Genomic DNA, 24,603 nt, shown 5'->3' on the forward strand with positions numbered 1-24,603 from the left:
AGAACTTTGAATATAGGAGGGGTTATTTTGATTGAAAATCGTTTAATAGATCAAGTTTGGTGTCTAGATCAAAATACAGATAATCTCGAATTAATCGAGACTATTTGCTTCAACACTATAGTTCTCGATTTAAGATCTGAAAATGACAATTGTGTAACTCATATCATAATTGACAGAAAAACAGCTCAGAAGCTCTCTGAGAGTCTCAGAAAATGGGCTGAGGGAGGTAATAATGAAAATAGTTAAAGAAAAGATTGCCAGTAGAAAAATACACTGGTTAGCTTTGAGCATACTTGTTTTAATGTTTATCGTTGTTTTCACCGGTAATGTTGTCCAAGCAAGCATTTTCAATTGGTTTGATGACACGGAAAGTCAAACTGAATTTTTGAATAATCCTGTCTATCAATCGTATTTAAAAAAATATAACGGAAATTTTTACAGTCAGTTTGGATTGTGGATAGGGTGGTCTGTTATAAAATCGATGTTTGCAATTGTAGATGGTATTCAAAATATGATTCCCGAAGTGTTAGATTTGTTTAGCTTTATTGAAAGTACGGGAATGAATAAAGTTTATCAATCGGTCTTAAGTACAGTTGTTATTGGTTTAATGATACTTTCACTGATGTTTGTTGGTTACAAAATGATTACTGGAAAAGGAACAGTGGATTTAAAATCGGTTGGAATGAACGTAGTGATGTCTGTAGCATTAATTCTTTTAATGCCGACTTTGATTGGATCAACAGAAAAACTTTCAGGAATAATGTTTGCAAAGACTCTTTATAATGACGCAACTAGTATCAATAATCAAGATGGCGGTGTAGCATGGTCATTGATTGAGCAGGGAGTGACAGATTTGGCATATATTAATAAGACAGAGCAATATTCGACAATTGATAAAACAAATGACCGAAATAATCTAACAAAAGAAAATTTCTGGAAAACGGATCTTACGCAAGTATTGACAGATAATGTAATTGATAAAATGGAAAAAGAGAACCCAACAGCTGATAATCTGCGTTATGAATTAGTTGAAAATTCTGATAATGAATTTGTTGCTACTAAATTTTCAGATAATTTTTTATCAACCTTTGTTGATGGTATCAAATCAGGATATTATCGCTATCAAGCGAACCTGTGGGGAATTTCTTTTGGATTGATTGCTTTAGCGGTAGCGTATGTTTTTAGTGCTTTCATTATAATTACAGCAATACTCGAGTTAGCATTTAAACGTGTACTCGGAGTTTTAGTATTTGCTACTGACTTAGAAACAGGACAGCGTTCAAAAGTTGTTCTATCAGATATTCTACAGTGCTATTTGACTATAGGCTTTCAAGGATTTGGACTATCCATGTTTGCTATGTTTATCAATTTTCTGAACTCAGGACAAGGTATCTCAACAAATATTTTTATAAAAACAATTGCTTATATCTGTGCCGTTTTTGTTTTAATCAAAGGCAGTGGAACAGTCATGAGATACTTTGGTGTTGATATTGGACTCAAAGAAGGCTATGGGCAACTTGCTTCTGCTTTTGGTATGGGCGCAATGCTGTTTAGAAAAGGATCAAATGGATTTAATCGTGCCAAAGGAAGCGGAAACGGAAATGGATCAGACAGCGGAGAAGGAGAAGATCGAAAACCAGAAAAGAATTTCGGTGAAACTCTATCAAAAAAAGCTGGCAAAACTGGAAGAGCTTTGGGATATGCCCATGAACGTGGATTATCAGGTTTAGCTTCAGATGGAGCTACAATGGCTAGTGAAAGAGCAACAAAACCATTTAAGAGTATGCGTGATATGGCTAATGATACTAAGAATAAGTTCAAAGAAGGTTTAGATGATGGTACAGTGTCCGCTATTAATAAAAATAGCAAACCTATGTTAGCTAAAAATAAAGAAGATGAAACTGGAAAATATGCTGATTCCATGCCAACACGTCTTTCGGATAGAAAAGATGGTGCTAAGGTTGAAAATGCCGATAGAATTATGTCTAGTTCTGAACGTATGCGTGAAGCAATGAAAAATAATGCTGAATCGAATAATAATCCTGTAAGTGCAATTCAGCAAAAAGTCCAACAAGATATTGAAGAACGTAAAAATGCTATGCACGGTCAAGCTAAGTCTGCTGAAGAATTAATTAATCAGAAGCGACAGGAAGCGAAATACACGCCTGAAGCAATGAATCGTGAGGAAATGTTAAGGAAACGTGTAGAAGGGCGTACAGGCGCTAATATGGACGAAAAAGAAGCGTTGACCAAAGAAAGAATCCAAGAAGCTAAAAATTCAAATACCGGATTAGAAAAATTGGTCAAAGAAAATCTACAAAATTCTACAAGTAGTCAAGGTGGCCGATCAGTAGATGTCCGAGAAAATATTCAAGGTTCATTGAATGGTCATGTCGGACGGAATGTTGATGTAAGAGAGAATTTACAAAGTTCTTCAAATGGTCAAGGTACTAAGACAATTGATGTTCGAGAAAATCTGCAAAGTAGTAGTACAAGTCAACCAAAAACAGTAGATGTTCGAGAAAATGTACAAAATTCTACAAGTAGTCAAGACTTTAAATCAGTGGATGTCCGAGAGAACGTGCAAAGTAGCAGTGCAAGTCAACCAAAAACAGTAGATGTCCGAGAAAATGTACAAAGTTCTACAAGTAGTCAAGGATTCAAAACAGTAGATGTTCGGGAGAACGTTCAAAAAGATAGTGGAGAAATGAAAGAAAAAACACAAAAAATCAATATCGTTGAAGACAGAAAGTCAGCGAAAAGATTTGATTCAAATCATGAAACAGTGATTATTGATAGTGAAATCCGTGAAAATGATAAGGGATCAAAACCAAGACGAAGATTCACCTATGAAGACAACGAGTTATTCAGAGATACACTTAATGATCCTAATCCACTTTTCGATAGTTTACTTAAAAAATAAAGAGGTGATTTTCATGCAATTAATTCTACAGATTAGTACACATGATTTCTTAGAACTTGACGAATTATGTGAATCAGTAAAGAAAGCAACAAATGAAAAAATCACGGTCACTAATTATATTGAACTGATGATTCAAGAAGAATTAAAGATGAAAAATGAAATAGAGAGCAATTTCAAATGTTGCTCTCTAGAAAAAAATGTGAGGGGATAATCAATGGATGATAAACAAAAAATGTACGAAAAAAATCGCAAACATAGTGAGGCCTTAAATTTTCGTGTCGATAAAAAGACTTATCTTGAACTGACATTGATTGCAAAACAAAGGGGAATTTCTAGAGCAGACGTTTGCCGTGAGCGGTTAAAGGGACTCAAATATGAACCGCCGTTGTTAGCTGAAGATGATAGGGTAGTTTTAACCAAACAGTTAAATCAAATTGGTAACAATTTGAATCAAGCGGTAAAGGCATTAAATATCATTGCTAAATATTTTAGAGAAGAATCTGAAGATAAAAAAGAAAAGAGCCTACATTTTAGTTTTGATGCTAGCCGTTACAACATTTTTAAAGATGAACTTGCGAATAGCATAGCAAAAAAGTTGATGATTAGTTATCCAGATGACATTTTTTTGGAGTCCAATCGGAGTGCCCCCTCTTTTTTTAAATTATCAAAAGTAGAAAAAGAATATTTCGAATATTGGATAGAAAAGCAAACTAGACCGGGTACGAAAGAAGAGTATTCCCAAAAAGTTGATCGGAATTTAATTCACTCAATTCAGATTATTGCAAGTTTAAAAGATGAGGTGAAACAACTTTGGGAGCTACTATAACATCGAAAGGACGCAAGAAAAATTTATCCTCGCTATTACAATATGCAGCTAATCCTTCAAAAAAAGAAAAATGTGTTGCAGTCTCAGGAATAAATTGTAGTGATGATAGTGAGGAAGCACTGCAAGAAATGAATTTAGTACGTACCAAGATGAATAAATCTAAAGATATAGCACAAGCGTTTCATGTTATTCATTCGTTTGATAAGAGTACTTCTAAAGAGTTAAGTATTGATAAAATGCACGAAATAGCTGTCGAATTTGCAGAGAAAGCTTTTCCAAATTCGCAAATCATTGTTGCAAGTCACAATGATAAAGATCATTTTCATAGTCATCTTGTCATTAATAATATTAACATGGAAACATGTAAAAGGTTGCGTATTGACCCTAAAGATTTAGAACTAATGCGAAAAATTAACGATCAAGTCCTCAATGAACATGGTCTTGAATCAGTGAATAATGAGTACTATGAAAACTTAGAAAAGAGAACCAATCTTTATTCAAACGATCCTTCTAAGATGAAATATGGAAAAATTAATTATCAAGAGTTTGTGCAAAATGCGATCGAAGCAACGTTGGAAAAATGCGAAGTGAATTCTTTTGAAGATTTTTCGGATCATTTGGCAAAAGAATATAACATTGAAGTTTATCAATTTTCAAAAACAAATAACAAACTTGGCTATGTTCTTTACAAACAAGGTGTAAATTTCTATGAGCGTAGAGGTGAGTTAATTACTTTAGGAAGAGATAAACAATCTAGAAAAGAAAAAAGTCAGTATGTCGAACGTACTTTTAGTGCAAGAAAGTTAGGGAAAAGATATTCATTTGAATCTGTTTCTGAACAACTTGAAAAGAATTTAGAAGAATCACATATAAAAAATTTTTTTAATATGGAAAGAGAGCAAGTTATGTCGCTAATTAGTGGAGTAAATTACAAAACTGGTGAGTTAAATGTACCTTTTGTGGAATTAGATTCCATCGCACAAAAGCAATTTAGCGACCGTGAAGGCGATGAAAAATTCATTAAATATGATGACTTCTTGCGAGAGGTAGACAAGCATTTTGTAAATACAATGTCTTTAGAAGATGATCAAGAATACACGATTAAACTTCATACGGATGTGAATCCTCAAACTTTACGTAGTGCGAAAAGTAAAACAATTTCTATTAAAAAGACTGATCAGAAAGAGTTATTTCTACCGGCAAAGGGTTTTGAAAATTGTTCTCATACACCTTCTGCTAAACAGATTCACTATCAAATCAGTCGCATAATGAATGACGATGTAAAAATGTATCGTGCTAAAAAGGATTATGAATTCACACAACAAATGATTGAAAATCAGCAAAAAAGGCAACAAAATTTTGAAATGGAATTCTGAATGGGCTTGTTAGTGGACTTTCCAGTTTTTTGCCTATGAAGAGTTGCTTGGAAAGAAGCAGTTTTTAGGACATACGCCAGCTACCCATAACTATCTTCAATTATTCTTCTTTTAAAGAAAACCAAAAAATCATTATCCTATATCTTACAACTTTTGGAATGGGATTTTTGAAAATATTCGATATAGGCACTACAGTATTATTTTTGGTAGTTAGTAGTTTTCTGTTTTTAGAAATCTTAACTCAAGATGATTTTAAAATGAAAATAATAACTAAAGTAAGGTATAAGTTACTAGATTACCTATTTTTAATCATTTTTCAATATGGGGTTATCTATGTTATTCTGTCTATTTTACTAACTAGTTTTAAACTAAGTTATTATGTGTCCTCGATAAGTTACTATCCTTTTGAGAATGTAAAAATTTTCTTTCAATGTATCTCTATTTTATTATTTATAACTGGAATCGTAAAAATTACTTCTGAAAAGTTCAAAATAAAAAATATAAATGAACTTATTAGTGTATTTATGCCTTCTATTAATATGGTTCCATTTGATAAAATTGATCATGAGATATTTAATATGTTGATCGATATGGAGGATAAAACTTTCAGAATTCGAGCGAATACCTACAATTTTTTTTCACTTGAGTTTTTAGGATACAAATTAGGTCAGTTTAAGCAAATTAAGACGATAGCTCAAAAGTATCAAAAGACAATAGTTTATGTAAAAGCTACACGACATATTAGAGGATACTCTACTATAGAAATGCAGTTGATACGCTCTATTGGAATTATGTATGGTTATAACATAACTATTACTCGGAAAATATATGAGATGATTTATACTACTATTTTTCTGAAGAGTCTCAGAAATTATTATGTTAAAAATACTTATGCAAACCACACTAGATACAAAGATTTTTTAATATATACTTATCTAAGAAATGTCAATACAAAAATTGGGAATAAATATTATCCGAGAATTATAGATTTTATTGGTGATAATGAAGAAACTTGGTCAAAGGAAAAATGTTATATAGCTTTTTCAGGATTGCCACACAGGGCTATTAACTCAGAAAATATTCTCAGTATTCATCCAGATATTATAGAAAAGTATCAATTGAATAAAGAGAAGATATTGAAGTCGATGGATGAAACGGAAATATGATTTTTTATAGAGTATGGGATTAGATAAGCTACTCCAAAATAGTCATACAATACCTTCTTGTATTTTTGTCAAAAAAAGGGTTACCGTTCCGGAGTTTTAAAATCTTATAAATTCCAAAAAAGTTTGAACAGATGCTTGATGTAGCTAACAGTAATTTTTTAAAGATCATTGCGGAGAAAAATTATGATAAATATTTAGAAAGAATAAACGTAAAAAATTTAATAACAGGATTTAGTATCTAAGTATTCTCCATAAATATCTATCAAAAGCACGCCACGCAACTTGAATACGTTTTTGAATACGATTAGAAGACCAATCAAGATGAATTATCATCAATAAAGTGATTAGCTCTAGTCAAAAATCGTTGAAATACCAACTATCTTCAATTATCTTTGATGAACTTAACTTCATGGCTGAAGAAGAAGAATAGAACAAAAGAATGAATTAATAAGATATAAAAAAAGGGATTGTGACAAACGTCTTGTCACAATCCCTTTTTCCAAATAAACGATGTTCAATCAGCTGCCCCTCGGCATTCGCTCGAAAAACGGCGAAATATGAAGAACTATTTTGCCATTTGTTTCTCTAATAATCAGGTCAAAACGTTGACTTCACAGTCTCTTCCTTAAACGGTGTTCTCCTGCCAACTCCTCGGTCACAAGTCACAATATTCAACAAACATGAGAAGCTGTTTTTTGAAATTGTTCCTTGTGACTCAAAGCTGAACGGCAGGCTCACGACCTCTTTCTTAAACGGTGTTCAAAAGCTTGCATCTGCGGTAATAAGTTCAACCAAACGAAAAATATGAGGAGCTATTTTTGTTTGGCTGTTCTTATTACTTGATGCAGGACAGCTTTTTCACAACCTCTTTTCGTTTAGTACTACATTTCCTTAAAAAGTAGAAAAGCTTTCGAAGCCTCGTTTGTTTCTTTTACTGTATAATATAAGCAAAGAGTAAAAATCGCTAAAAGATATAAATAAGAGAAAGGATATACAAGATGATATGATTGGTCTGATTTATTTTGTGGTGATCGTTCTGGCAAATACAGTTGGCGCTATTTCCGGCATGGGCGGAGGCGTGTTGATCAAACCGATTCTTGATCTTATCGGTGCCCATTCTATTGCAGGTATTTCTTTTTACTCAACGGTTGCGGTATTCACGATGTCTATTGTTTCGACAGTGCGACAAGTATCAAGTGGGAAATCGCTGAATTGGCAGATTGTCGGTTGGGTATCTGGTGGAGCTGTAGTTGGAGGAATAGCCGGTAACATTGTATTCGAAGTTTTTTTACGGTTGTTTGAAAATGAAAAGCATGTGCAGCTGATCCAAATTTTCTTGACGGTATTGACCTTGGTTTTTGCGTTCTTCTACACCAAGCATCATCAGCCAAAATTTCATCTAACGTCATGGATTTGGTATCTTATATGTGGGGGGATCTTGGGCTTTTTAGCTAGCTTTTTAGGTATCGGTGGTGGACCCATCAATGTTTCATTACTGATGCTGATGTTTGCCTTGCCAATAAAAGAAGCAACGCTGTATTCTCTATCTACGATTTTCTTTTCTCAACTGGCTAAATTAGTAACGATTGCTTTAACAAGTGGCTTTATGCGCTTTGATTTATCTATGTTGTTTTATATTTTCCCCGCTGCTGTTATTGGAGGTTTGTGGGGAGCAAAATTTAGCAGGATTTTGTCTCCAAAAAAAGTGACCTTTATTTTTCAAGTAATTGTCCTCGTGGTTCTTTTGGTCAATTGTTACAATGCCTTTGTCATCTTACAAACATTAGGAGAATCTAGACTAACGCAAGTCAAAATCACTGAAACATATTGTTTTAAATGAAAAAAAGAGTATACTATGATAAAAAAATTCATTTTAAAAAATCAGAAATTGGCTGGTGATTTGGATGTTACGGGAAATGCGTTTAGAAGATGCAGAAGCACTACGTGAAATCAATGCGGATCAATTAGGGTATGATATACCATTAACCGTTACGGTGAGACAAATGAAGAAACTGCTTAAGGAGCCAGAGAAAAATTTTTTCTTGGTTTATGAAGATCCTACTTCTAAAAAAGCAGCTGGCTATGTACAAGCGGAGTCCTATGAATCGATTTTTAGCGATCCAATGTTCAATATTATGGCACTTGCTGTGTCTAAATATGCTGAAAAAAGAGGCATCGGAAAGGCTTTGATGACTGGCGTAGAAGAAGAAGCGAAAAAACGAGGAATAACGGCAATAAGGCTTAATTCTGCAGAATACAGAGTAGAAGCACACCAATTTTATGAACACATCGGTTATCATTCCGATAAAATGCAAAAAAGATTTTTGAAAATCTTGTAAATCTTTATCAAAAAAATACCCGATCATCAAGCCGATACTTGATGATCAGGTATTTTTGTTTTTTTGACTAAGAAAGTAATTGCATCAAGAAACCAGAGATGATCAAAACGATGGCACCACCAAGTCGATTGCCCATTTGAGCAAAAGCAATAAGTTCCATCCGATTAGCTGCAGATAAGACGGCTACATTTCCTGTTCCGCCCATCGAGTTGTTGCATAAGCCAGCAGTAATAGTTGATTCAATTGGATATAAACCAAACAAACGACCGACAAATCCTGAAACAACTGAAATCGCGATAACACTTGTCAGACATAAGACAACAAATTGCCATGTCAAAGCAGAAGCTAATACATTCAGATTCAACAACGCAATACCGATACCGGCAAGAACAGCTGCTGTCAAGTTTTTGACAATCAAGTTATTGAACATGATAGCTGCATCTTCATAATATTCTGGTAATAGGTTGGCGATTTTACAGATGACAACGATAATGATCATAAATGCGTATGCATGGACTTTAGGAACAAAATAGTTACCAATTTGTCCTAAGATGAAGAAAGTCAATGATACCATCAAACCAACACCTAACTGTGGAATGGAAGGTTTCACAGTTCGAGGTTTTCCATCGCCAAGATCGCCTTTTTCCATTAATTTACCATTGCCGTTGAATTTTGGCATTGATTGTCCAGCACGAGCAACTAATGCTGCACCGATGATAGCTAAGACATTTGTCATTGCTGTAGCAGGAATCAGGCGGGAAATGATAGAAGAAGCATCCGTACCTAAAACATTTGCATAAATCGTTGATAAAGGAACGGCTCCGGCTCCAACACCACCAGCCATCGCAGGTAATGAGATGTATAAAACGGAATTTGCAAAACCATTTCCGATAAGCATGCCCACGAGTCCTACGGCAAAAAAGGAGACGACCATTGAAATAAGTGCAACGGGAATAAAACGAACAGAAGCTTTCATCAATAGATTACGGTTCATACCAAGGATGCTACCAGTAATCAAGGCAGCAATATAAAAGTCCAAAAAGCCCATATTGCTGACAAAGTTTTCTGTGGATTTCACTACATATTCAGGTAAGATCCCAAATGTAGCAATCGCAGCAGAAGCGAAGATCGCAAAAACGGAACCACCACCCAAATAACTTTTGACGATAGGGATTTTTGTCCCGATAAAATGAAATAAATTACCGAAAATAACCAAAACTGCGATTGGTCCAATCATATTCGTCGGTAATTTCCCTAAAGCCATTGCAATGATCAGGACAAGGACCATGATCAAATAAAGTGGCAAACTTACGCCGGTGATTTTTGTGGACCAAAAACCTTCTTTTTTCTTTTCCTCAACTGCAGTTGCAGTTGTTGTTTTTTGTGCCATTTTTACAGATCCTTTCTTATTCTGTATCATATGAAAAAAGCCAAAGAAAAGCGGCAAAAGAGCAGGAGTTGGCTGGCCGCTGTTTTGCCGCAGTCGCTTTTTTCTTTTTAGACGTCATACAAAGTTTCTGTATGTTCTTTTACTATAACGATCTTAATCTTCTAAAGATTTATATTCAGGAACCCATTTAGCAGATTCAACTGCTTCTTTGATATCCGTGATTTCTTCACGATTCAAGTTTTGTGCGACAACTGATTTTGCGACAGTTTCAGCAATCGTTTGAGAAAATTCAGTGATTTTTGCTACTGGAGGCAAGATAGCTGCTCCTGGTTTTGTTACATCAACGATTCCGCCTAATGCTCGACTAGCTTGAGAAATGATTTCAGCATTTACTCGTGTAGCTGTTGAAGCAATCAAACCAAGTCCTAAACCTGGGTACATCAAAGCATTATTTGCTTGACCGATTTGGTAAGTTACACCATTATATTCAACATCAGCAGCAGGGATACCTGTTCCAACTAATGCTTTTCCGTCCGTCCATTCTATTAAATCTTTTGCTTTTGCTTCTGCCAATTTTGTTGGATTAGACAAAGGCATGATGATCGGACGTGGTGTATGAGCAGCCATTTCTTTCACGATTTCTTCAGTGAATGCTCCAGGTTGGGTAGAAGTACCAATCATGATTGTCGGATGGATCGCTTTTACAACTGCTTCTAAGTTTGTCAATTCATCAGCATTAATGAATTCTGAGCGTTTGCGAGCGAATGGGATTTGACCAGGAGTCAATCCTTCTGTATCTTCAAACAATAAACCTTGTTTATCTACTTGATAGAAATGTTGGCGTGCTTCTTCTTCAGGTACACCTTGACGGATCATTTCATCTAAAAGGATGTTTGCGATACCCACACCAGCAGTACCAGCACCAAATGTCAAAATTATTTGGTCTTTCAATTGTTCACCGGATATATTCAATCCGCCTAATACACCTGCTAGGACAACAATTCCTGTACCTTGGATATCGTCGTTGAAAGTAGTGATTTGATCTTCGTATTTTTCTAAGATCGCTGCAGCATTTCCTCGTCCAAAATCTTCCCAATGCAACAACAATTCTGGGAATAATTCGGTAGCTGATTGAACGAATTGATCGATGAATTCATAGTAAGTTTCGCCTTCTACACGAGCATGACGATTGCCTAAGTATAAGGGATTATTCAATAATTCTTCATTATTAGTACCAGCGTCGATCGATACAGGCAAAACTTGTGCTGGATTAATACCAGCAGCAGCAGTATAGACCATCAATTTGCCGATAGCGATGTCAACACCGTTCACACCCCAGTCGCCCATACCTAAGATTCCTTCTGCATCAGTCACAACAATCAAACGAATGTCTCGTCCATCTGCCGCGTTCTTCAAACTTGCTTTGATGTTTTCTGGTTCGTCGATTGAAAGGAATGCAGCATCTTGCGGTTTCAAGAAAATTTCGTTGTATTGTTCGATTGAATCCGCGACGACAGGATCATAAACGACAGGCATGAATTCAACTAAATGTTCGCCCATCAATTTATAAAACAACGTCCGATTCGTATTGAATAGATTCATTAAGAAGATACGTTTTTCCAAATCTGTTTGTTTGCTTAAGTATTGACCATAAGCTTGAACAGATTGTTGTTCCAGTGTTTGGACAGTACTTGGAAGCATACCAGTGATTCCATATTTTGCCCGTTCTTCTTTTGTAAAAGCTGTTCCTTTATTTAGAAAAGGATTATTTAATAAGTTTAACCCTGTAAGCATGAATGATTCCTCCTAAGTTTTAATACAAACGAAGTATAGAAGTCAGATGATGATATAGTCAAAAAGAGCAGGTATGATAAATTTTATTTATATGTAATATAGCCAAAAGAAATCAAAATAGCAGTATTTGTTCTTTTTATATCGACAATCCTTGCTTGAATACTATGCGTATCTCTTATATGCTAGAGAAAGAAAAGTAGAAGAATAAGGGATAGATGGAATGGATAAATAGGATTTCTGAGGAAAAAAGCACATGATAGCGTTGATAGGAGTCACCTATGTCAGGTGATAAAAATACATAAGTAGAAAATTAAGAGGAGGAACAGAAAATGCAAGAAGTTCAATTGATCAGAAAAAGCGAACTATCAGAAGGCGGTTGCAATGCATGTGGCGTAGTAGAAGCGACAAGCTATACATTAAAATTAGATTCCAATCAAGCAATAATCTCTGAACTGACAGTAGGCGGTCTTGTGGACAGTCTGGCGCTTGCTGAAGGTTTTACTGGAGAAGATATTTATGAGATGTTTTCAGAAGTCCGTCAGTTAAAAAAAGGAGAAAAATGCATAGAGGTTCATCATGAGAGCCCGAATGTGAGGTTCAAACGTGGTGATAATGAGATGATCTTCAAGAATCATGTGTCTGATCACACTGAACTATATGAAATCGTGAATCAAATACTGACTGGGCTTTTTGAATTAGGACCTTATGAGTTCAAGGAAGAAAACGGTAATCCAAAATTAAATGAAGAATGGCAAGAAACGATTGAAACACAAAGAAACAATCCACACTTATTTCAATAGTCTTCCACAGTATTTCGTAAAAATGTTGATGAAAAAGAAACACCGTGAATCAGAGGTTGTGAAAAAGTCGCTTAGTTTCGAGTAGTAAGAAAAATTTTGTGAAAATGGCTTTCCACATTTTTGCATAAATTTGACTTAATACCGAGAAAATGGCTTTTGAACACCGTTTATTCAAAAAAAGGGACTTTGACACGAATTTTGTCAAAGTCCCATCGGTTTTTTATCTATTTTTATTACAATCATTTCTTCCAGAGTAGTGACATCTGGAATGGCCGAAATGTAAACAGATTATTTGCCTGTATCAATGTCGAAGAGTAATATAAAAAAGTGTAAACGCTATCATATTGTTCGTCATTCAATTTTTATAGAGAGAAGGCATTGAGATGGAAAAAACATATCAAGCAGGTACAAATGAAGGAATAGTAGATTTTATCAATATGGAAGATTTAGAAATCGCGGCTTCACAAGTGATTCCAGCTGGTGGTTATGGTTACATCAGCAGTGGTGCTGGCGACTTATTTACTTATCAAGAAAATGAACGGGCATTCAATCATCGTCTGATTATTCCTCATGTATTAAGAGATATAGAATTACCCGATACAACTACACATTTTGACGAAGAAACGCTGACTGCACCAATCATCATGGCACCAGTTGCTGCTCATGGCTTAGCTCATGTGAAGGCGGAGAAAGCTTCTGCAAAAGGTGTAGCAGATTTTGGGACGATCTATACAGCAAGTTCTTACGCTTCTTGTACTTTAGAAGAGATAAGAGAAGCAGGCGGGGAGAAAGCACCGCAATGGTTTCAATTTTATATGAGCAAAGATAATGGAATCAATTTGGATATTCTTGAAGTGGCCAAGCGTAATGGAGCAAAAGCAATCGTATTGACAGCGGATGCAACAGTTGGCGGAAACCGTGAAACAGACCGCAGAAATGGGTTTACCTTCCCGCTGCCAATGCCGATCGTTCAGGCTTATCAATCAGGAGTAGGCCAAACGATGGATGCTGTATATAAATCTTCCAAACAAAAACTTAGTCCAAAAGATGTAGAATTTATCGCTGCTCATTCTGATTTGCCAGTCTACGTGAAAGGTGTTCAATCAGAAGAAGATGTCTATCGATCATTAGAATCTGGTGCTGGTGGAATTTGGGTATCTAACCATGGTGGCCGTCAATTAGATGGGGGTCCTGCTGCGTTTGATTCGTTGCAATATGTGGCAGAAGCAGTAGATAAACGTGTACCAATCGTGTTTGACAGCGGTGTACGACGCGGACAACATGTTTTCAAAGCAATCGCATCAGGTGCCGATCTTGTTGCTATTGGCAGACCCGTTATTTATGGATTGTCTTTAGGAGGAAGTACAGGAGTCCATCAAGTGTTTGATTTCTTTAAAACAGAATTGGAAATGGTCATGCAATTAGCTGGAACACAAACAGTAGAAGATATCAAAAAAATAAAATTGCGTGAGAATCGTTTTATTTAAGAAATAAATGACGAAAACAAATAGGAGTGCGGCAGATGATGCCGTACTCCTATTTTTATAGTTCAAGGATGTCACTAATAGAATAATTTGAAACGAAAAAATAAAATTGAAATATTTTTTCATACTTAATAAAAAAGGAAGAATATTCATGTAAACGATTTTATTGTTTTTTTCTCTTTTATACAAAAAGGGTCATAATTTCAAGTAAGCGGATGAATTCATGAGGATTTTTTGCATACTGTCTCTACTATACTTAGGTCACTAAGAAAAAGGAGTGATTTATTATGAAAAAGAACATGATTGGGACATTATTACTTTCAACACTTCTTCTAGGCGGCTTGGCAACACCAGCTTTTGCTGAGGGTCAAGCGACTTCAAAAGGAGACATTACCTTTACTGAACCAACAAATACCGTGGAGCCTCTTAACCCTACTGACCCTTCAAAACCAGTAGAGCCAGCAGATCCGGAAAATCCAGCAACTGGCCAGACAGGTCCTTTAACACTGGATGTAGTTCCCGAATTGCCATTTGGTACACACGAGATTGAAAGCGGAACAAAAATGTATCAAGTAGACGCTTCAAAAAACGATACACCTTATCTCCAAGTATCAGATCGTCGAGGTGTAGGTGCAGATGGCCAAGCACAAGGGTGGAACGTGACAGTTTCGGTTTCAGATTTTGTAAACGGTTCACAAGTTTTGCAAGGCGCTGAATTAGATTTTGGAACATCCATTGTTAAAAGTACGTCAGATAACGAATCCACTGGACCAACTAGTCAAACTGTAACTGGGTTGAGTAAAGCAAGTGCAGCGACACCAATATTTACAGCAGCAAAAGATCAAGGTCTGGGAACATGGCTTTCTGTTTATGATCCAGCAAATATCACACTGAAAGTGCCGAAAGCAGCAGCTGGAACATTCACGGCTGATTTGACTTGGAACCTCGTGGCTGGCCCAGTAGCATAGAGTATGAAATAAATTCAACAAACTGCGGTGAAAATACTATAGGTGAAGGATTTTTTACCGCAGTTGTTGTTGAAAGGATGTGGTGGACAATGAATCAAAGTAAACGACTGTTTGTTTCGTTTTTTTCTATTTTAAGTCTATTTTTCATTTTTCCGTCAATCAGCCAAGCAAAGGATTCAGCAGGAGACTTTGGAATCAAACCGGTATTTCCAGAGAACCAAATAGATAAAGCAATCGGTTATTTTGATTTATTAGTGGCACCGGAACAAAATCAGACACTAGAAGTAATTATCAGCAATTCTTCAGATGAAGAACGAACATTTGAGGTCTCTGTCAATCCGGCGGTAACGAGTGATGGTGGAACGATCGATTATAGTCAAAAAAACCCAACGTTAGATGAGACATTGCCGTTTGATGTCCGTGACGTTTTGCTCATTGCGAAAAAGGAAATCAATGTATCAGCACATGCAGAAACAACTGTACCTATAGAAGTGAAAATCCCAGCAAAAAGCTTTAAGGGACGTGTATTAGCGGGTATTCATGTTTCACCTAAAGAAGAAGCTGAAACAGAAAATGCTACAGAAGGAGCACAAATCAAAAATCGTATTGCTTATAATCTCGCAGTCGTTTTACAAGAAAGTCAAGAGACGATAGAACCGGATCTGAAACTTTTATCAGGAGATTTGGACGAGGTCAACGCAAAGCCAACTGTTCAGCTTCGTTTCCAAAATCCTCAGCCTAGGATTATCAGCAATTTGATATTTACGAGCAAGATCTTTTATGAAAATCAGCTTTATATTGAAAACACCTCTAATGCATTTTTAGTTGCACCAAATTCGAATTTTCACTTGAATCTTGATTTAGCTGGTGATAAAGCAAAAGCCGGCGATTACCGCGCAGAAATCATAGCAAAATCAGGCGACAGTAATGAATGGCGATTTACACAAAACTTTACGATCAAAAAAGAAAAAGCACAAAAAGTAAATGAAAATTCCGTTTTTGCAGTACAAGAACAATCTTACCCATGGCTTTATGCAGGATTGGTTGCTGCAGTTCTAGTGTTATGGTTGATTTTGCTGTTTTTGTGGGTCCACAAGAAAAAGAAAAAAGGAGAAACAACATGATGAGGTGATTTCGTTGAAAACATCGATCTTATTGGGAGGGATTATTGCAAGTTTGCTGTTCTTCAGCTGGCAAGAGCCAGTCCAAGCAGATACCAAAAGTTCAGGTACGATTACATTTTATGATCTAAGTCCAGTTCCGCATCCAAGTGGTTCAGTCAATGGCGCATCAAAACAGCAGACACAGCTACCGATTTATAAAGAATCTAATCAACATGGCGTATTCCCGGAGACGAATGAAGAAAAGATCCGTTTTCTTTATTTGATCATTGGTATAGAATTATGGCTTCTTGCGTGGTTGTTGTTATGGAGAAGAAAGGAAAAGGAGGATGAACATGTTGCTACAAAATAAATTTTCATTTTTTCGCTCCTTCTTTTTTACTTCGCTTTTTGTTTTAAGTATATTTATCTTTTCACCTTCGGCAGAAGCTGTTGGAGCAACGCCTCCTGCCATTTCTTATGATCCATACACGTATGAAAATATCGTACCTCCAAATGGTGGACGTAGTGCAGTCAATGGCGGGAAGCTTGTCCAACTAACTGGGGCTAACCAATTGCCTAAATTGACTGCTACTTATTTGAACGATGGTTCAAATGATCCTTGGAAAGGTGGCACGGTCCGTTTTCATTGGGAAAGCCATGTGAAACTAACAAATTTACTTGATTTGGTGAATATCACTGCACAAGGATTTGCATTTGTGGCGATCATCAATTTGCCGGAACATGTATCAAGCAGTGATGTATTAAAAGCAATTGACTGGAACAACGCCTACTTGTATATTGCCGGTGCCCCCATCAAGGTTACTAGCGGAAGTTTATTATCAGCAGGAAGCCATACCTTGCGTTTTGGGATGGGGTCGTGGGATACAAATACTCTATTGGCAGATATTATTGCTATTATTACGCGAGGCGAATTCAACGTGGACGATATCCCGCTTCAATTTGATGTTACAGCTAATGTCGCGAAGATGACAGAAAACGGAGATAAATATGATACGAGTCCAAACAAAATTTTGACCAAGGGTAAATTACAACCTTCTATGTCTAAAAAGGCCGTTTTTTCTGTTGATTTTTATGATTCGAATAATATTATCCAAGATCGTATGTTCAATTCGATTTTAGCTCCAGCTGCAGGTAGATTTTATCCTAAATTAACTGGCGGAAACTTGAATCCAGGAGCATATGCATTTTCTGCAAGTGCAGAGATAAATACGTGGAATAGTTACATCTCACCAAGTGATTCAACAGGAAAATATAATACATTTGCTGATACCACAGAATACGTGGATGGAAATAACCAGAACCTTCCAGGCTCTACCAATAGTCGGACATTGACGATGGGGCTGACTGAAGGACGTTTTGATCAGTTGCCATTTAGTCGCTTTGATCGCGTAGTCAACTATTTTACAGGAAAAAACGTTACACAAGGAGCAATACTGACTCATACTCCAGCAAGCACAAGTGGATTGAATCAGACAGCCAATATCGTGTACAGTGGGAAAGATGCGCAAGGCGGATTGCTTTCTCCTGTTGCTTTAAAGGTATTGGAGCAGTACAAGCTAGACGGAACGGTTTTACCAACAAACTTAACAGCCGATAGTCAGTGGGGAAAGCTCCTTTCTTCTGCATCGTACCAAGTCACGGCCAATTGGTCAGCAACTGAACTAAAAAAGGGTTCGATCCATTACAGGCTTTATTCGAAAGGAACCCAAAAATTAGCGACAGGATGGACAGATCAACTTTTCCAAACGATCCAATCAAATAACGGGGGTGTAAATACAGCTACTTCTACACTACCTGCATTGGCTTCAGGGCAATATTATTTTGATTATCGCTTGGTGGACGATGTACTTACTAACATGTATCCGTCTTTTGCGTACAAATGGCAGTCTGAACAAGCTGGAATCACCACTCTTCCTCAAATAACAGTGGCTAATTTTCCATCTGTGAGTGCAGATAGTCAGCTAAAAAACCTTAGCAGACAACCTGAGACAGGAGATCCCCTGTCTGCTCTATCAGGAGATACGATTCAAGAAAATGTGACATTCACGTTAACAAAATCTGGGGATGCGATAACCGACAAAAAATCACGATCTCACTTCCTGAAAATACTACTTATATCAATGGTTCCTTAAAATTAAATGGTACAACTATCGCAGATACCGGCATTAAACAAGGAGTTTCTGTCCCAGCAGATCTATTGAGCAAAATAGGAGATACCATTCATCTTACTTACAACTATCAATTAAATACTGTAGATACTTCTGTACAATCCGTCAGCATACTGACAAAGGCAGCTGTACTTTCCAGCAATATTACATTAGCAGATGGTGCTAAGCTTCCTAACCCAGTTGTCCAAACATCTGCTAAAACAATTCTTGTCCCCAAACAAGAATTAACATTAGTTAATGTACCAGATGATTTTACATTTGGTAACGATCTCCCCAAACCGTTGAAGACAAGTTATTATGAAGCAAAAGGCGATTTTTCTTTTGATGTGCGGGATACTCGGCTTCCAAGCACGTCTCCTTGGCAACTGACAGGTACATTGACTTCTTTATTTAAGAATGATCAAGGTCAAGAATTAAGCGGAACAAAATTATACTTCAATCATTCTGGATCAAAGCAATTGATTCAGCAAGGTCAAAACACGTTGATTTATGAGAGTGATGGAACAGCTAAAGGAGAGGTTCTCGTTGACTTTCCCGATACCGATGGTTTACTCTTAGAGGTAAATAGCAGTACGAATGCTCAACCTGGCGCAACGTATCAAGGCATGGTCACATGGGAACTGACAGCTGGGCCAACCAGCTAAGTGATTAGAATTTGTATGGATCTGTGATAACTGTCACAGATCCTCTTTTTCAAGGATGAGAAGGAAACTTCTGCTGTTAAAATCAGAAATGCTTGGAGGAGTGGACTTGGAACTTTTCAGTTTGCTTGAAAAAAATGAACAACGGCAAATCAAACTTTTCCAACTTTTATTAGAGGAAAAAGGAGAGGTTTCCGTTAATAACGTACTTACCCGCTTATCAGTTGATCGGGCTACCTTGAAAGAAGATCTGTTTTATTTACAAGCTAACTTGGAAAATATCAAACAATTGGAAATTGTTATCCAAGAAGGGAATATTTTATTAATCAGACATGGAAATATAGCAGCAGTCGATGTTTATTATCATTGTTACTTGCGCTATTCTACAAAATATCAGATACTTCTTTATCTGTTGGAAAATGGCTCATTTGATCGGCAGAAACTTGTCATGGAACTTAATATCAGTTCGGCTACTTTGTCTCGCAGAGTGAAGGAATTAAATGATTCTTTAAATGAGTTTCATCTGAAAATAAAAAGCGGGCGGCTGACCGGTCCAGAAAGTCAAATTCGTTATTTTTATTTCCAATTATTTTGGTTTGGACGTCCCTATCTTGAAAACAAAAAAGAATACAGTGATTTATCAGGAAACACTTTTTTAGATCTGCTGCAAAAAGAGTTTAGTTTTGCTATTACAGAAGAAGGACGATTGAAATTTGAAATATGGCTTTCCATTATGAAGAAGCGAATGCGCTGTACGAAAAAATCCAAACCAGATTATAGCAATCTTCCTGTTGGATTGTTTCAAACGACACAATTTTTATTGGACCTCCATACATTTTTGACCCGTTACTTCTTTCAATATGCCTTTCCTTGGAATCAAAATGAAACGTTGGTTTTTTATCTCTTCATGATCAGTAACTTTACATTAGATACACATAACTCGCATGTCCAGGAGTTTTTGATAAGCGAAAAATACAAAGACGACGTAGTAGCTCAATTGAATCGAACGTTTAAACAATCGATAGAAGAATATTTCTCTTTTTATGTTTTTCCAGAAGAGATTTCGCAAAAGATTGCGTTGACAGTGATGCAAAACCACGCTCATTTTGCCTATTTTAGAGGATGGATGAATATTTTTGGCCAAGAAGGATTAAAACAGCGGTTAACTGAAGTAGAAGATAAACAATTCCTGGTTTTATGTGAAAGATTGGTCAGACAAACATTTGCTATTGTTGATTTTACTGAAGTAGACGAGGAAAATGCCCGCTTTGAATTATTTGCTCGCTATGCATCTATTTTTCGGACGCTGATCAAGCAGTTAGAATTACGTCTGCAAATTGCTTATGATCTTCCTTATGAAAGGCTAATGGCGGATATCGTGAAAGAAATCATCCAGGAACAATTGCTGAATACGTTCAAATATGATTTAGTCGAATACGAGAAAGAAAAGCAGTATGATATCATTTTGACTAGCCAATTGAAAGAGTACCCGTCACAGAAGTCCGCTAAAGTTTTTGTATTCACTAGCAACGAATATAATTATGATTTCCCCTATTTGAACCAATTTTTAAAAGAATGTTATTTAGAAAAATTGAATTTAAGGATGAATAAAACATGAAAATCGTGATCATTGGTGCTTCCCATGCAGGCATCACAGCTGCCCTAAATCTAAGAAAACTTCAACCGAAAGCAGAAGTTTTACTGATCGATGAAGATCATAAAGATGGACTAGGCTATGTTTCAAATGGAATCAACCTTTATTTAAAAGGAAAGATACGTAGTTTAGCTGAAGTTGCCCATAACATGCGGACTCTTCAAGAAAGTGGGGCAAAACTGATCACCGAATGGAGAGTAACTGAACTTGATCCAGACAAACATCAGCTCATCCTCGCATCCAAAGAAGGAAAAAACGAGACCATAACCTATGATAAATTAATCGTAGCGACAGGTTCCTCTCCTGTCACCTTGTATAAACAAATTGAAGCTGAAAATGTCTACACCTATAAAAATCTAGTGCAATCTAAGCAAGTACTTGCCGCTTTAAAAGAAGCAAAAGAAGTAGTGATCTTCGGTGCTGGTTACATTGGATTGGAATTAGCAGATGCTTTGAGAAATAAAGGATACATTATTCATCTAGTTGATTATATGCCGAATGTTTTATCAAGATATTTCGATAAGGATATGATCAACAGTTTTCAAAATCAGCTGCAAACTAAGCAAATAAATTTTTATCCAAATGAATTCTTGATCGATTGGAAAAAATCAGAAGAGAAAGTAGTATCCGTACAACTTCTGTCTCAAACAATAAAGGCAGATATGGTCATTTTTTCTGCCCAAACTCGTCCTAATACGACATTGTTAAAAGAAAAAGTGGCTTTGTATGAGGATGAGACTGTGATAGTCAATGAATATCTGCAGACAAGTGATCCGGACATCTATGCGATTGGAGATATCGTCCCAGTCAGTTTTGACAAAAATAAACGGCATCTCTTTTTACCTTTAGTTACTCGAGCTGTACATATGGCAAGAGCAGTAGCGCTAACTTTGAGTGGTCAGCCAACCGCTTACGACCTCAGACAAAAGATAACAGCAGCAGTCATTATAGACTACTTTTTAGGAACTGTAGGGCTGACAGAAGATGAAGCGCCATTCTTGGAACAAAATACCGGTTCGTGTTCAGGAGAATTTGATCTATTTCCACAATACGATGAAGAAAATAAAACAGTAAATGCAAAGCTGATCTACCATCCGGATACATTAGAAATAATTGGCGGACAGCTGATAAGCCAAGAATTCTTATTATCAGATTTGAACCTGCTTGCGGATATCGTGAAACACAAAACTACGATTCCACAGCTAGCAGTTGAGGATTTTGGATTTCTGTCTGAATATACCCCTCGTTTTCACTACCTTAATGAGTTAGCTTTTAAAGTACTAGCTAAAAGAGCAAATAGCAATAGAGTAGATAAAAGACTGTGAGAAATATCACGGTCTTTTATTGTGTGGGGATATAATAAATATTAATCAATCGAGAATAAAAAAATTCATATAATGAAATAGCGGAAGAATTTTTTGAGCTTAATATTCGCCAAAAATTTATCAAGTGATAAAATTGTTGTATAAAATGATTATTTCAGGAGGAGGAGTTAAATGTTTTTAGCATTAAATGAAATTATGCATTCAAAGTTACGTTATGCGTTAGTTGCAGGGGTGATGTTTTTGATTGCCTACCTGGTATTTTTTTTGACTGGGTTAGCTTATGGCTTAGCTCAAGATAATCGAACAGCAGTCGACAAGTGGGAGGCAGATTCGATTGTGCTTTCGAAAGATGCAAATTCAAATCTAGGGATGTCCATGATTACTAAGAAGATAGCAGAAGAAGTCGAAGGTGGGAAAGTGGCGTATCTTGCCCAAACACCTGGAGTCGTGACTAGTAAAGACAGTACAGAAGAAGGAAAAATCAATGTTAGCTTCTTCGGTATCGATAAAAATCAATTCATCATGCCCAATCTTGTTGAAGGAAAAGCTTTTGATAACGATGATGAGGCAGTAGGCGATATTAGTTTGAAAGAAGAATATGGTCTAGCCGTAGGAGATACAGTTAAGTTATCTGGTAGTGACAAGACGTTTAAACTAACTGGCTTTACGGATCATGCCAAATTCAATGTCTCACCAGTTCTCTATACAACCATCAATGCTTACCAAGAGATCCGCTTCGAAAAAGAAGATACAAGTGAAAATGCACGGATTAACGCAATAGTTGTCAGAGGTAAAATCAGTAATTTACCTGAAGATTTAGAACAGATCAAAATTTCTAAATTCATCAATGAATTACCTGGATATAATGCGCAAGTATTGACTTTTGGATTTATGATCGGATTTTTGATCGTTATTGCGGCTATTGTGATCGGGATTTTCATTTATGTACTGACGATGCAAAAGATTAATATCTTTGGTGTAATGAAAGCACAAGGGATCACAGGAGGATTTATTGCGCGTTCTGTAGTGGCACAAACATTTATTTTATCATTTGTTGGTATTCTTCTTGGTCTATTAGGAACAGTGGGAACATCCCTTGTTCTACCTGATGCGGTTCCATTCCAAAGCAATTGGCTGTTTTTTGGCGTCATTAGCTTGTTGATGCTGGTAGTAGCTGTGTTAGGCGCACTATTTTCTGTTCGGACAATCGTAAAAATCGATCCGTTGAAGGCAATTGGATAAGAAGGAGGAAGAACATGAAAGCAATAGAATTTAAAGAAGTAGAAAAAAGTTTCCAAGATGGCGACCAAGTAGTTAAAGCATTGAAAGAAACAACCATGAGTATCGATAAAGGGGAATTTGTTGCAATCATCGGTCCTTCTGGTTCAGGTAAAAGTACTTTTTTGACTTTGGCAGGCGGATTGCAGACGCCTAGCAGTGGCTCTGTATTTATCAATGATCAAGAATTCAGTAATCAAAAAGAAAGTGAACGCGTTAAACTACGTTTTAAAGAAATTGGCTTTATTTTGCAAGCTTCCAATCTGGTTCCTTTTCTGACAGTAAAAAAGCAGTTATTATTAGTAGATAAGATCAAACATGAACATCGTCAAAAAGAAGCAAACGAATTATTTGAGCAGCTTGGCGTGGATAAGTTGATCAACAAGTATCCAGAAGAACTATCTGGTGGAGAACGGCAAAGGGTCGCAATCGCTCGTGCATTGTACAATGATCCGTCCATTATTCTAGCAGATGAACCAACTGCTAGTTTGGATTCAGAAAAGGCACGAGAAGTAGTCGATATCTTGGCAAAAGAATCAAAAGACAAAAATAAAGCAACAATCATGGTTACTCACGATACACGGCTGATTGACAAATGCGATAGAATATTTATGATGGAAGATGGTGTATTGAAAGAAAAAGAATAACCAAAAAGCAGGTGGAAAAATGATCCATCGATACAACAAAGATACACAGCAAAAAATTTTGAAAGAAGCGACTGACTTGTTTATGTCCAAGGGATATCTCGGCACTTCAACAAGAGAGATCGCACAAAAAGTTGGGATCACCCAGCCCAATCTCTATCATTATTTCGGTGATAAAGAAAAACTATATACGGCAGTTTTAGAAAACCACTTAAAAGATGTTGGAAAAGCTTTGAGAGAAATCGTTCAAACAAGCGAAACGGGATTTCAAGTGACCTTGACAAAAATGGCGCAGTTTTTGATTGAGACACATCTGATCGATTTGTTTCTGATGCTTCACGATCTTGAAAGCAATCTTTCAAAGGAAACAAGAGATCATCTTTTCTTTCTATGGAAGAAAAATTATCGTGAACCTTTTGAAGAAATCTTTTCAGCAAACCAATCTGTGCTAAGAAATGGGATTTCAAAAGAAATCGCAGCAAGGCATTTTTTCTTAGTGTTAGCACCTTACATCACCCGGTCGAAAAGACCTGTGGAAGAACCGCTAAATGTGGCGCAATTGATCGATTTATATTTGAATGGTGTATTAGGAGAAGCGTAAAGCTGTTATATAGGGAGAAAAATAGTTAGGTGAAGAAGCAAGATATGACGAAGATCGTTATATCTTGCTTTTTTATATAGGTAGTTTTTCATAAATACAAAT

The 24,603-nt window shown here is 36.4% G+C and carries 20 protein-coding genes and 1 pseudogene; 19 read left to right on the top strand and 2 right to left on the bottom strand.

The window, feature by feature from the left end; genetic code table 11:
- The first annotated feature begins 27 nt into the window (after positions 1–27).
- From IGL15_RS04105 to IGL15_RS04140, 8 genes are all read left to right on the top strand, one after another.
- Positions 28–246, top strand: a complete 219-nt coding sequence (locus IGL15_RS04105; protein WP_025481104.1) for a hypothetical protein — start codon at positions 28–30, stop codon at positions 244–246.
- Positions 233–2,923: a pLS20_p028 family conjugation system transmembrane protein gene (locus IGL15_RS04110; RefSeq protein WP_081186238.1), complete on the top strand. Its 2,691-nt coding sequence runs from the start codon at positions 233–235 to the stop codon at positions 2,921–2,923. Before IGL15_RS04105 ends, IGL15_RS04110 begins: the two co-directional genes overlap by 14 nt.
- Positions 2,924–2,936: 13 nt before the next feature.
- Positions 2,937–3,134 carry a hypothetical protein gene (locus IGL15_RS04115; RefSeq protein ID WP_002331596.1) on the top strand — a complete coding sequence of 66 codons (198 nt, stop codon included), beginning with the start codon at positions 2,937–2,939 and terminating at the stop codon, positions 3,132–3,134.
- Between the two features lie 3 nt (positions 3,135–3,137).
- Positions 3,138–3,749: a plasmid mobilization protein gene (locus tag IGL15_RS04120; protein ID WP_081186237.1), complete on the top strand. Its 612-nt coding sequence runs from the start codon at positions 3,138–3,140 to the stop codon at positions 3,747–3,749.
- Complete coding sequence (locus tag IGL15_RS04125; protein WP_002321375.1) at positions 3,734–5,125, top strand: relaxase/mobilization nuclease domain-containing protein; 1,392 nt, start codon at positions 3,734–3,736, stop codon at positions 5,123–5,125. The genes IGL15_RS04120 and IGL15_RS04125 overlap by 16 nt, the downstream gene beginning before the upstream one ends.
- 167 nt (positions 5,126–5,292) lie before the next feature.
- Positions 5,293–6,291: a hypothetical protein gene (locus IGL15_RS04130; RefSeq protein ID WP_104765528.1), complete on the top strand. Its 999-nt coding sequence runs from the start codon at positions 5,293–5,295 to the stop codon at positions 6,289–6,291.
- A 1,003-nt stretch (positions 6,292–7,294) separates the two neighbouring features.
- Positions 7,295–8,131, top strand: a complete 837-nt coding sequence (locus tag IGL15_RS04135) for a sulfite exporter TauE/SafE family protein (RefSeq protein WP_005874373.1) — start codon at positions 7,295–7,297, stop codon at positions 8,129–8,131.
- 64 nt (positions 8,132–8,195) lie between these two features.
- Positions 8,196–8,630, top strand: a complete 435-nt coding sequence (locus IGL15_RS04140; RefSeq protein WP_002306155.1) for a GNAT family N-acetyltransferase — start codon at positions 8,196–8,198, stop codon at positions 8,628–8,630.
- A gap of 67 nt (positions 8,631–8,697) precedes the next feature.
- On the opposite strand, the gene IGL15_RS04145 is transcribed toward IGL15_RS04140, so the two are convergent.
- Positions 8,698–10,020 (bottom strand): 2-hydroxycarboxylate transporter family protein, encoded by a 1,323-nt coding sequence (locus IGL15_RS04145; RefSeq protein ID WP_002301062.1) that lies wholly within the window; start codon positions 10,018–10,020, stop codon positions 8,698–8,700.
- 153 nt (positions 10,021–10,173) lie between these two features.
- The gene (locus IGL15_RS04150; protein ID WP_002301064.1) at positions 10,174–11,814 is read right to left on the bottom strand and encodes a malolactic enzyme; all 1,641 of its coding nucleotides are present in this window, start codon (positions 11,812–11,814) and stop codon (positions 10,174–10,176) included.
- A gap of 329 nt (positions 11,815–12,143) precedes the next feature.
- Between IGL15_RS04150 and IGL15_RS04155 the strand changes: the two genes are divergently transcribed.
- From IGL15_RS04155 to IGL15_RS04205, 11 genes and pseudogenes are all read left to right on the top strand, one after another.
- Positions 12,144–12,614 carry a DUF4809 family protein gene (locus IGL15_RS04155; RefSeq protein ID WP_002301065.1) on the top strand — a complete coding sequence of 157 codons (471 nt, stop codon included), beginning with the start codon at positions 12,144–12,146 and terminating at the stop codon, positions 12,612–12,614.
- 383 nt (positions 12,615–12,997) lie between these two features.
- Complete coding sequence (locus tag IGL15_RS04160) at positions 12,998–14,101, top strand: alpha-hydroxy-acid oxidizing protein (RefSeq protein ID WP_002301066.1); 1,104 nt, start codon at positions 12,998–13,000, stop codon at positions 14,099–14,101.
- A 284-nt stretch (positions 14,102–14,385) separates the two neighbouring features.
- Entirely contained in the window at positions 14,386–15,066 is a 681-nt protein-coding gene (locus IGL15_RS04165; protein WP_002301067.1) for a WxL domain-containing protein, read from the top strand.
- Between the two features lie 89 nt (positions 15,067–15,155).
- A complete protein-coding gene (locus tag IGL15_RS04170; protein ID WP_104765527.1) occupies positions 15,156–16,190 on the top strand; it encodes a DUF916 and DUF3324 domain-containing protein in 1,035 nt (344 codons plus the stop codon).
- 13 nt (positions 16,191–16,203) lie between these two features.
- On the top strand, positions 16,204–16,539 hold the full coding sequence (locus IGL15_RS04175; protein ID WP_002301068.1) for a hypothetical protein: 336 nt from the start codon (positions 16,204–16,206) through the stop codon (positions 16,537–16,539).
- Positions 16,523–19,002 (top strand): annotated as a pseudogene (locus IGL15_RS04180) (hypothetical protein). Before IGL15_RS04175 ends, IGL15_RS04180 begins: the two are co-directional and overlap by 17 nt.
- Before the next feature lie 55 nt (positions 19,003–19,057).
- Positions 19,058–20,617: a helix-turn-helix domain-containing protein gene (locus tag IGL15_RS04185; RefSeq protein ID WP_025477608.1), complete on the top strand. Its 1,560-nt coding sequence runs from the start codon at positions 19,058–19,060 to the stop codon at positions 20,615–20,617.
- Positions 20,614–21,978 (top strand): NAD(P)/FAD-dependent oxidoreductase, encoded by a 1,365-nt coding sequence (locus IGL15_RS04190; RefSeq protein WP_002331581.1) that lies wholly within the window; start codon positions 20,614–20,616, stop codon positions 21,976–21,978. Before IGL15_RS04185 ends, IGL15_RS04190 begins: the two co-directional genes overlap by 4 nt.
- Positions 21,979–22,149: 171 nt before the next feature.
- Positions 22,150–23,220 (top strand): ABC transporter permease, encoded by a 1,071-nt coding sequence (locus IGL15_RS04195; RefSeq protein WP_002296464.1) that lies wholly within the window; start codon positions 22,150–22,152, stop codon positions 23,218–23,220.
- A 14-nt stretch (positions 23,221–23,234) separates the two neighbouring features.
- Positions 23,235–23,903, top strand: coding sequence for an ABC transporter ATP-binding protein (locus IGL15_RS04200; RefSeq protein ID WP_002295078.1), 669 nt, complete (start codon positions 23,235–23,237; stop codon positions 23,901–23,903).
- Positions 23,904–23,922: 19 nt separating this feature from the next.
- Entirely contained in the window at positions 23,923–24,501 is a 579-nt protein-coding gene (locus IGL15_RS04205) for a TetR/AcrR family transcriptional regulator (RefSeq protein WP_002341642.1), read from the top strand.
- Positions 24,502–24,603: the final 102 nt, after the last annotated feature.

This window comes from Enterococcus sp. DIV0436a (assembly GCF_051711605.1).
GTDB classification, from domain to species: Bacteria; Bacillota; Bacilli; order Lactobacillales; family Enterococcaceae; genus Enterococcus_B; species Enterococcus_B faecium.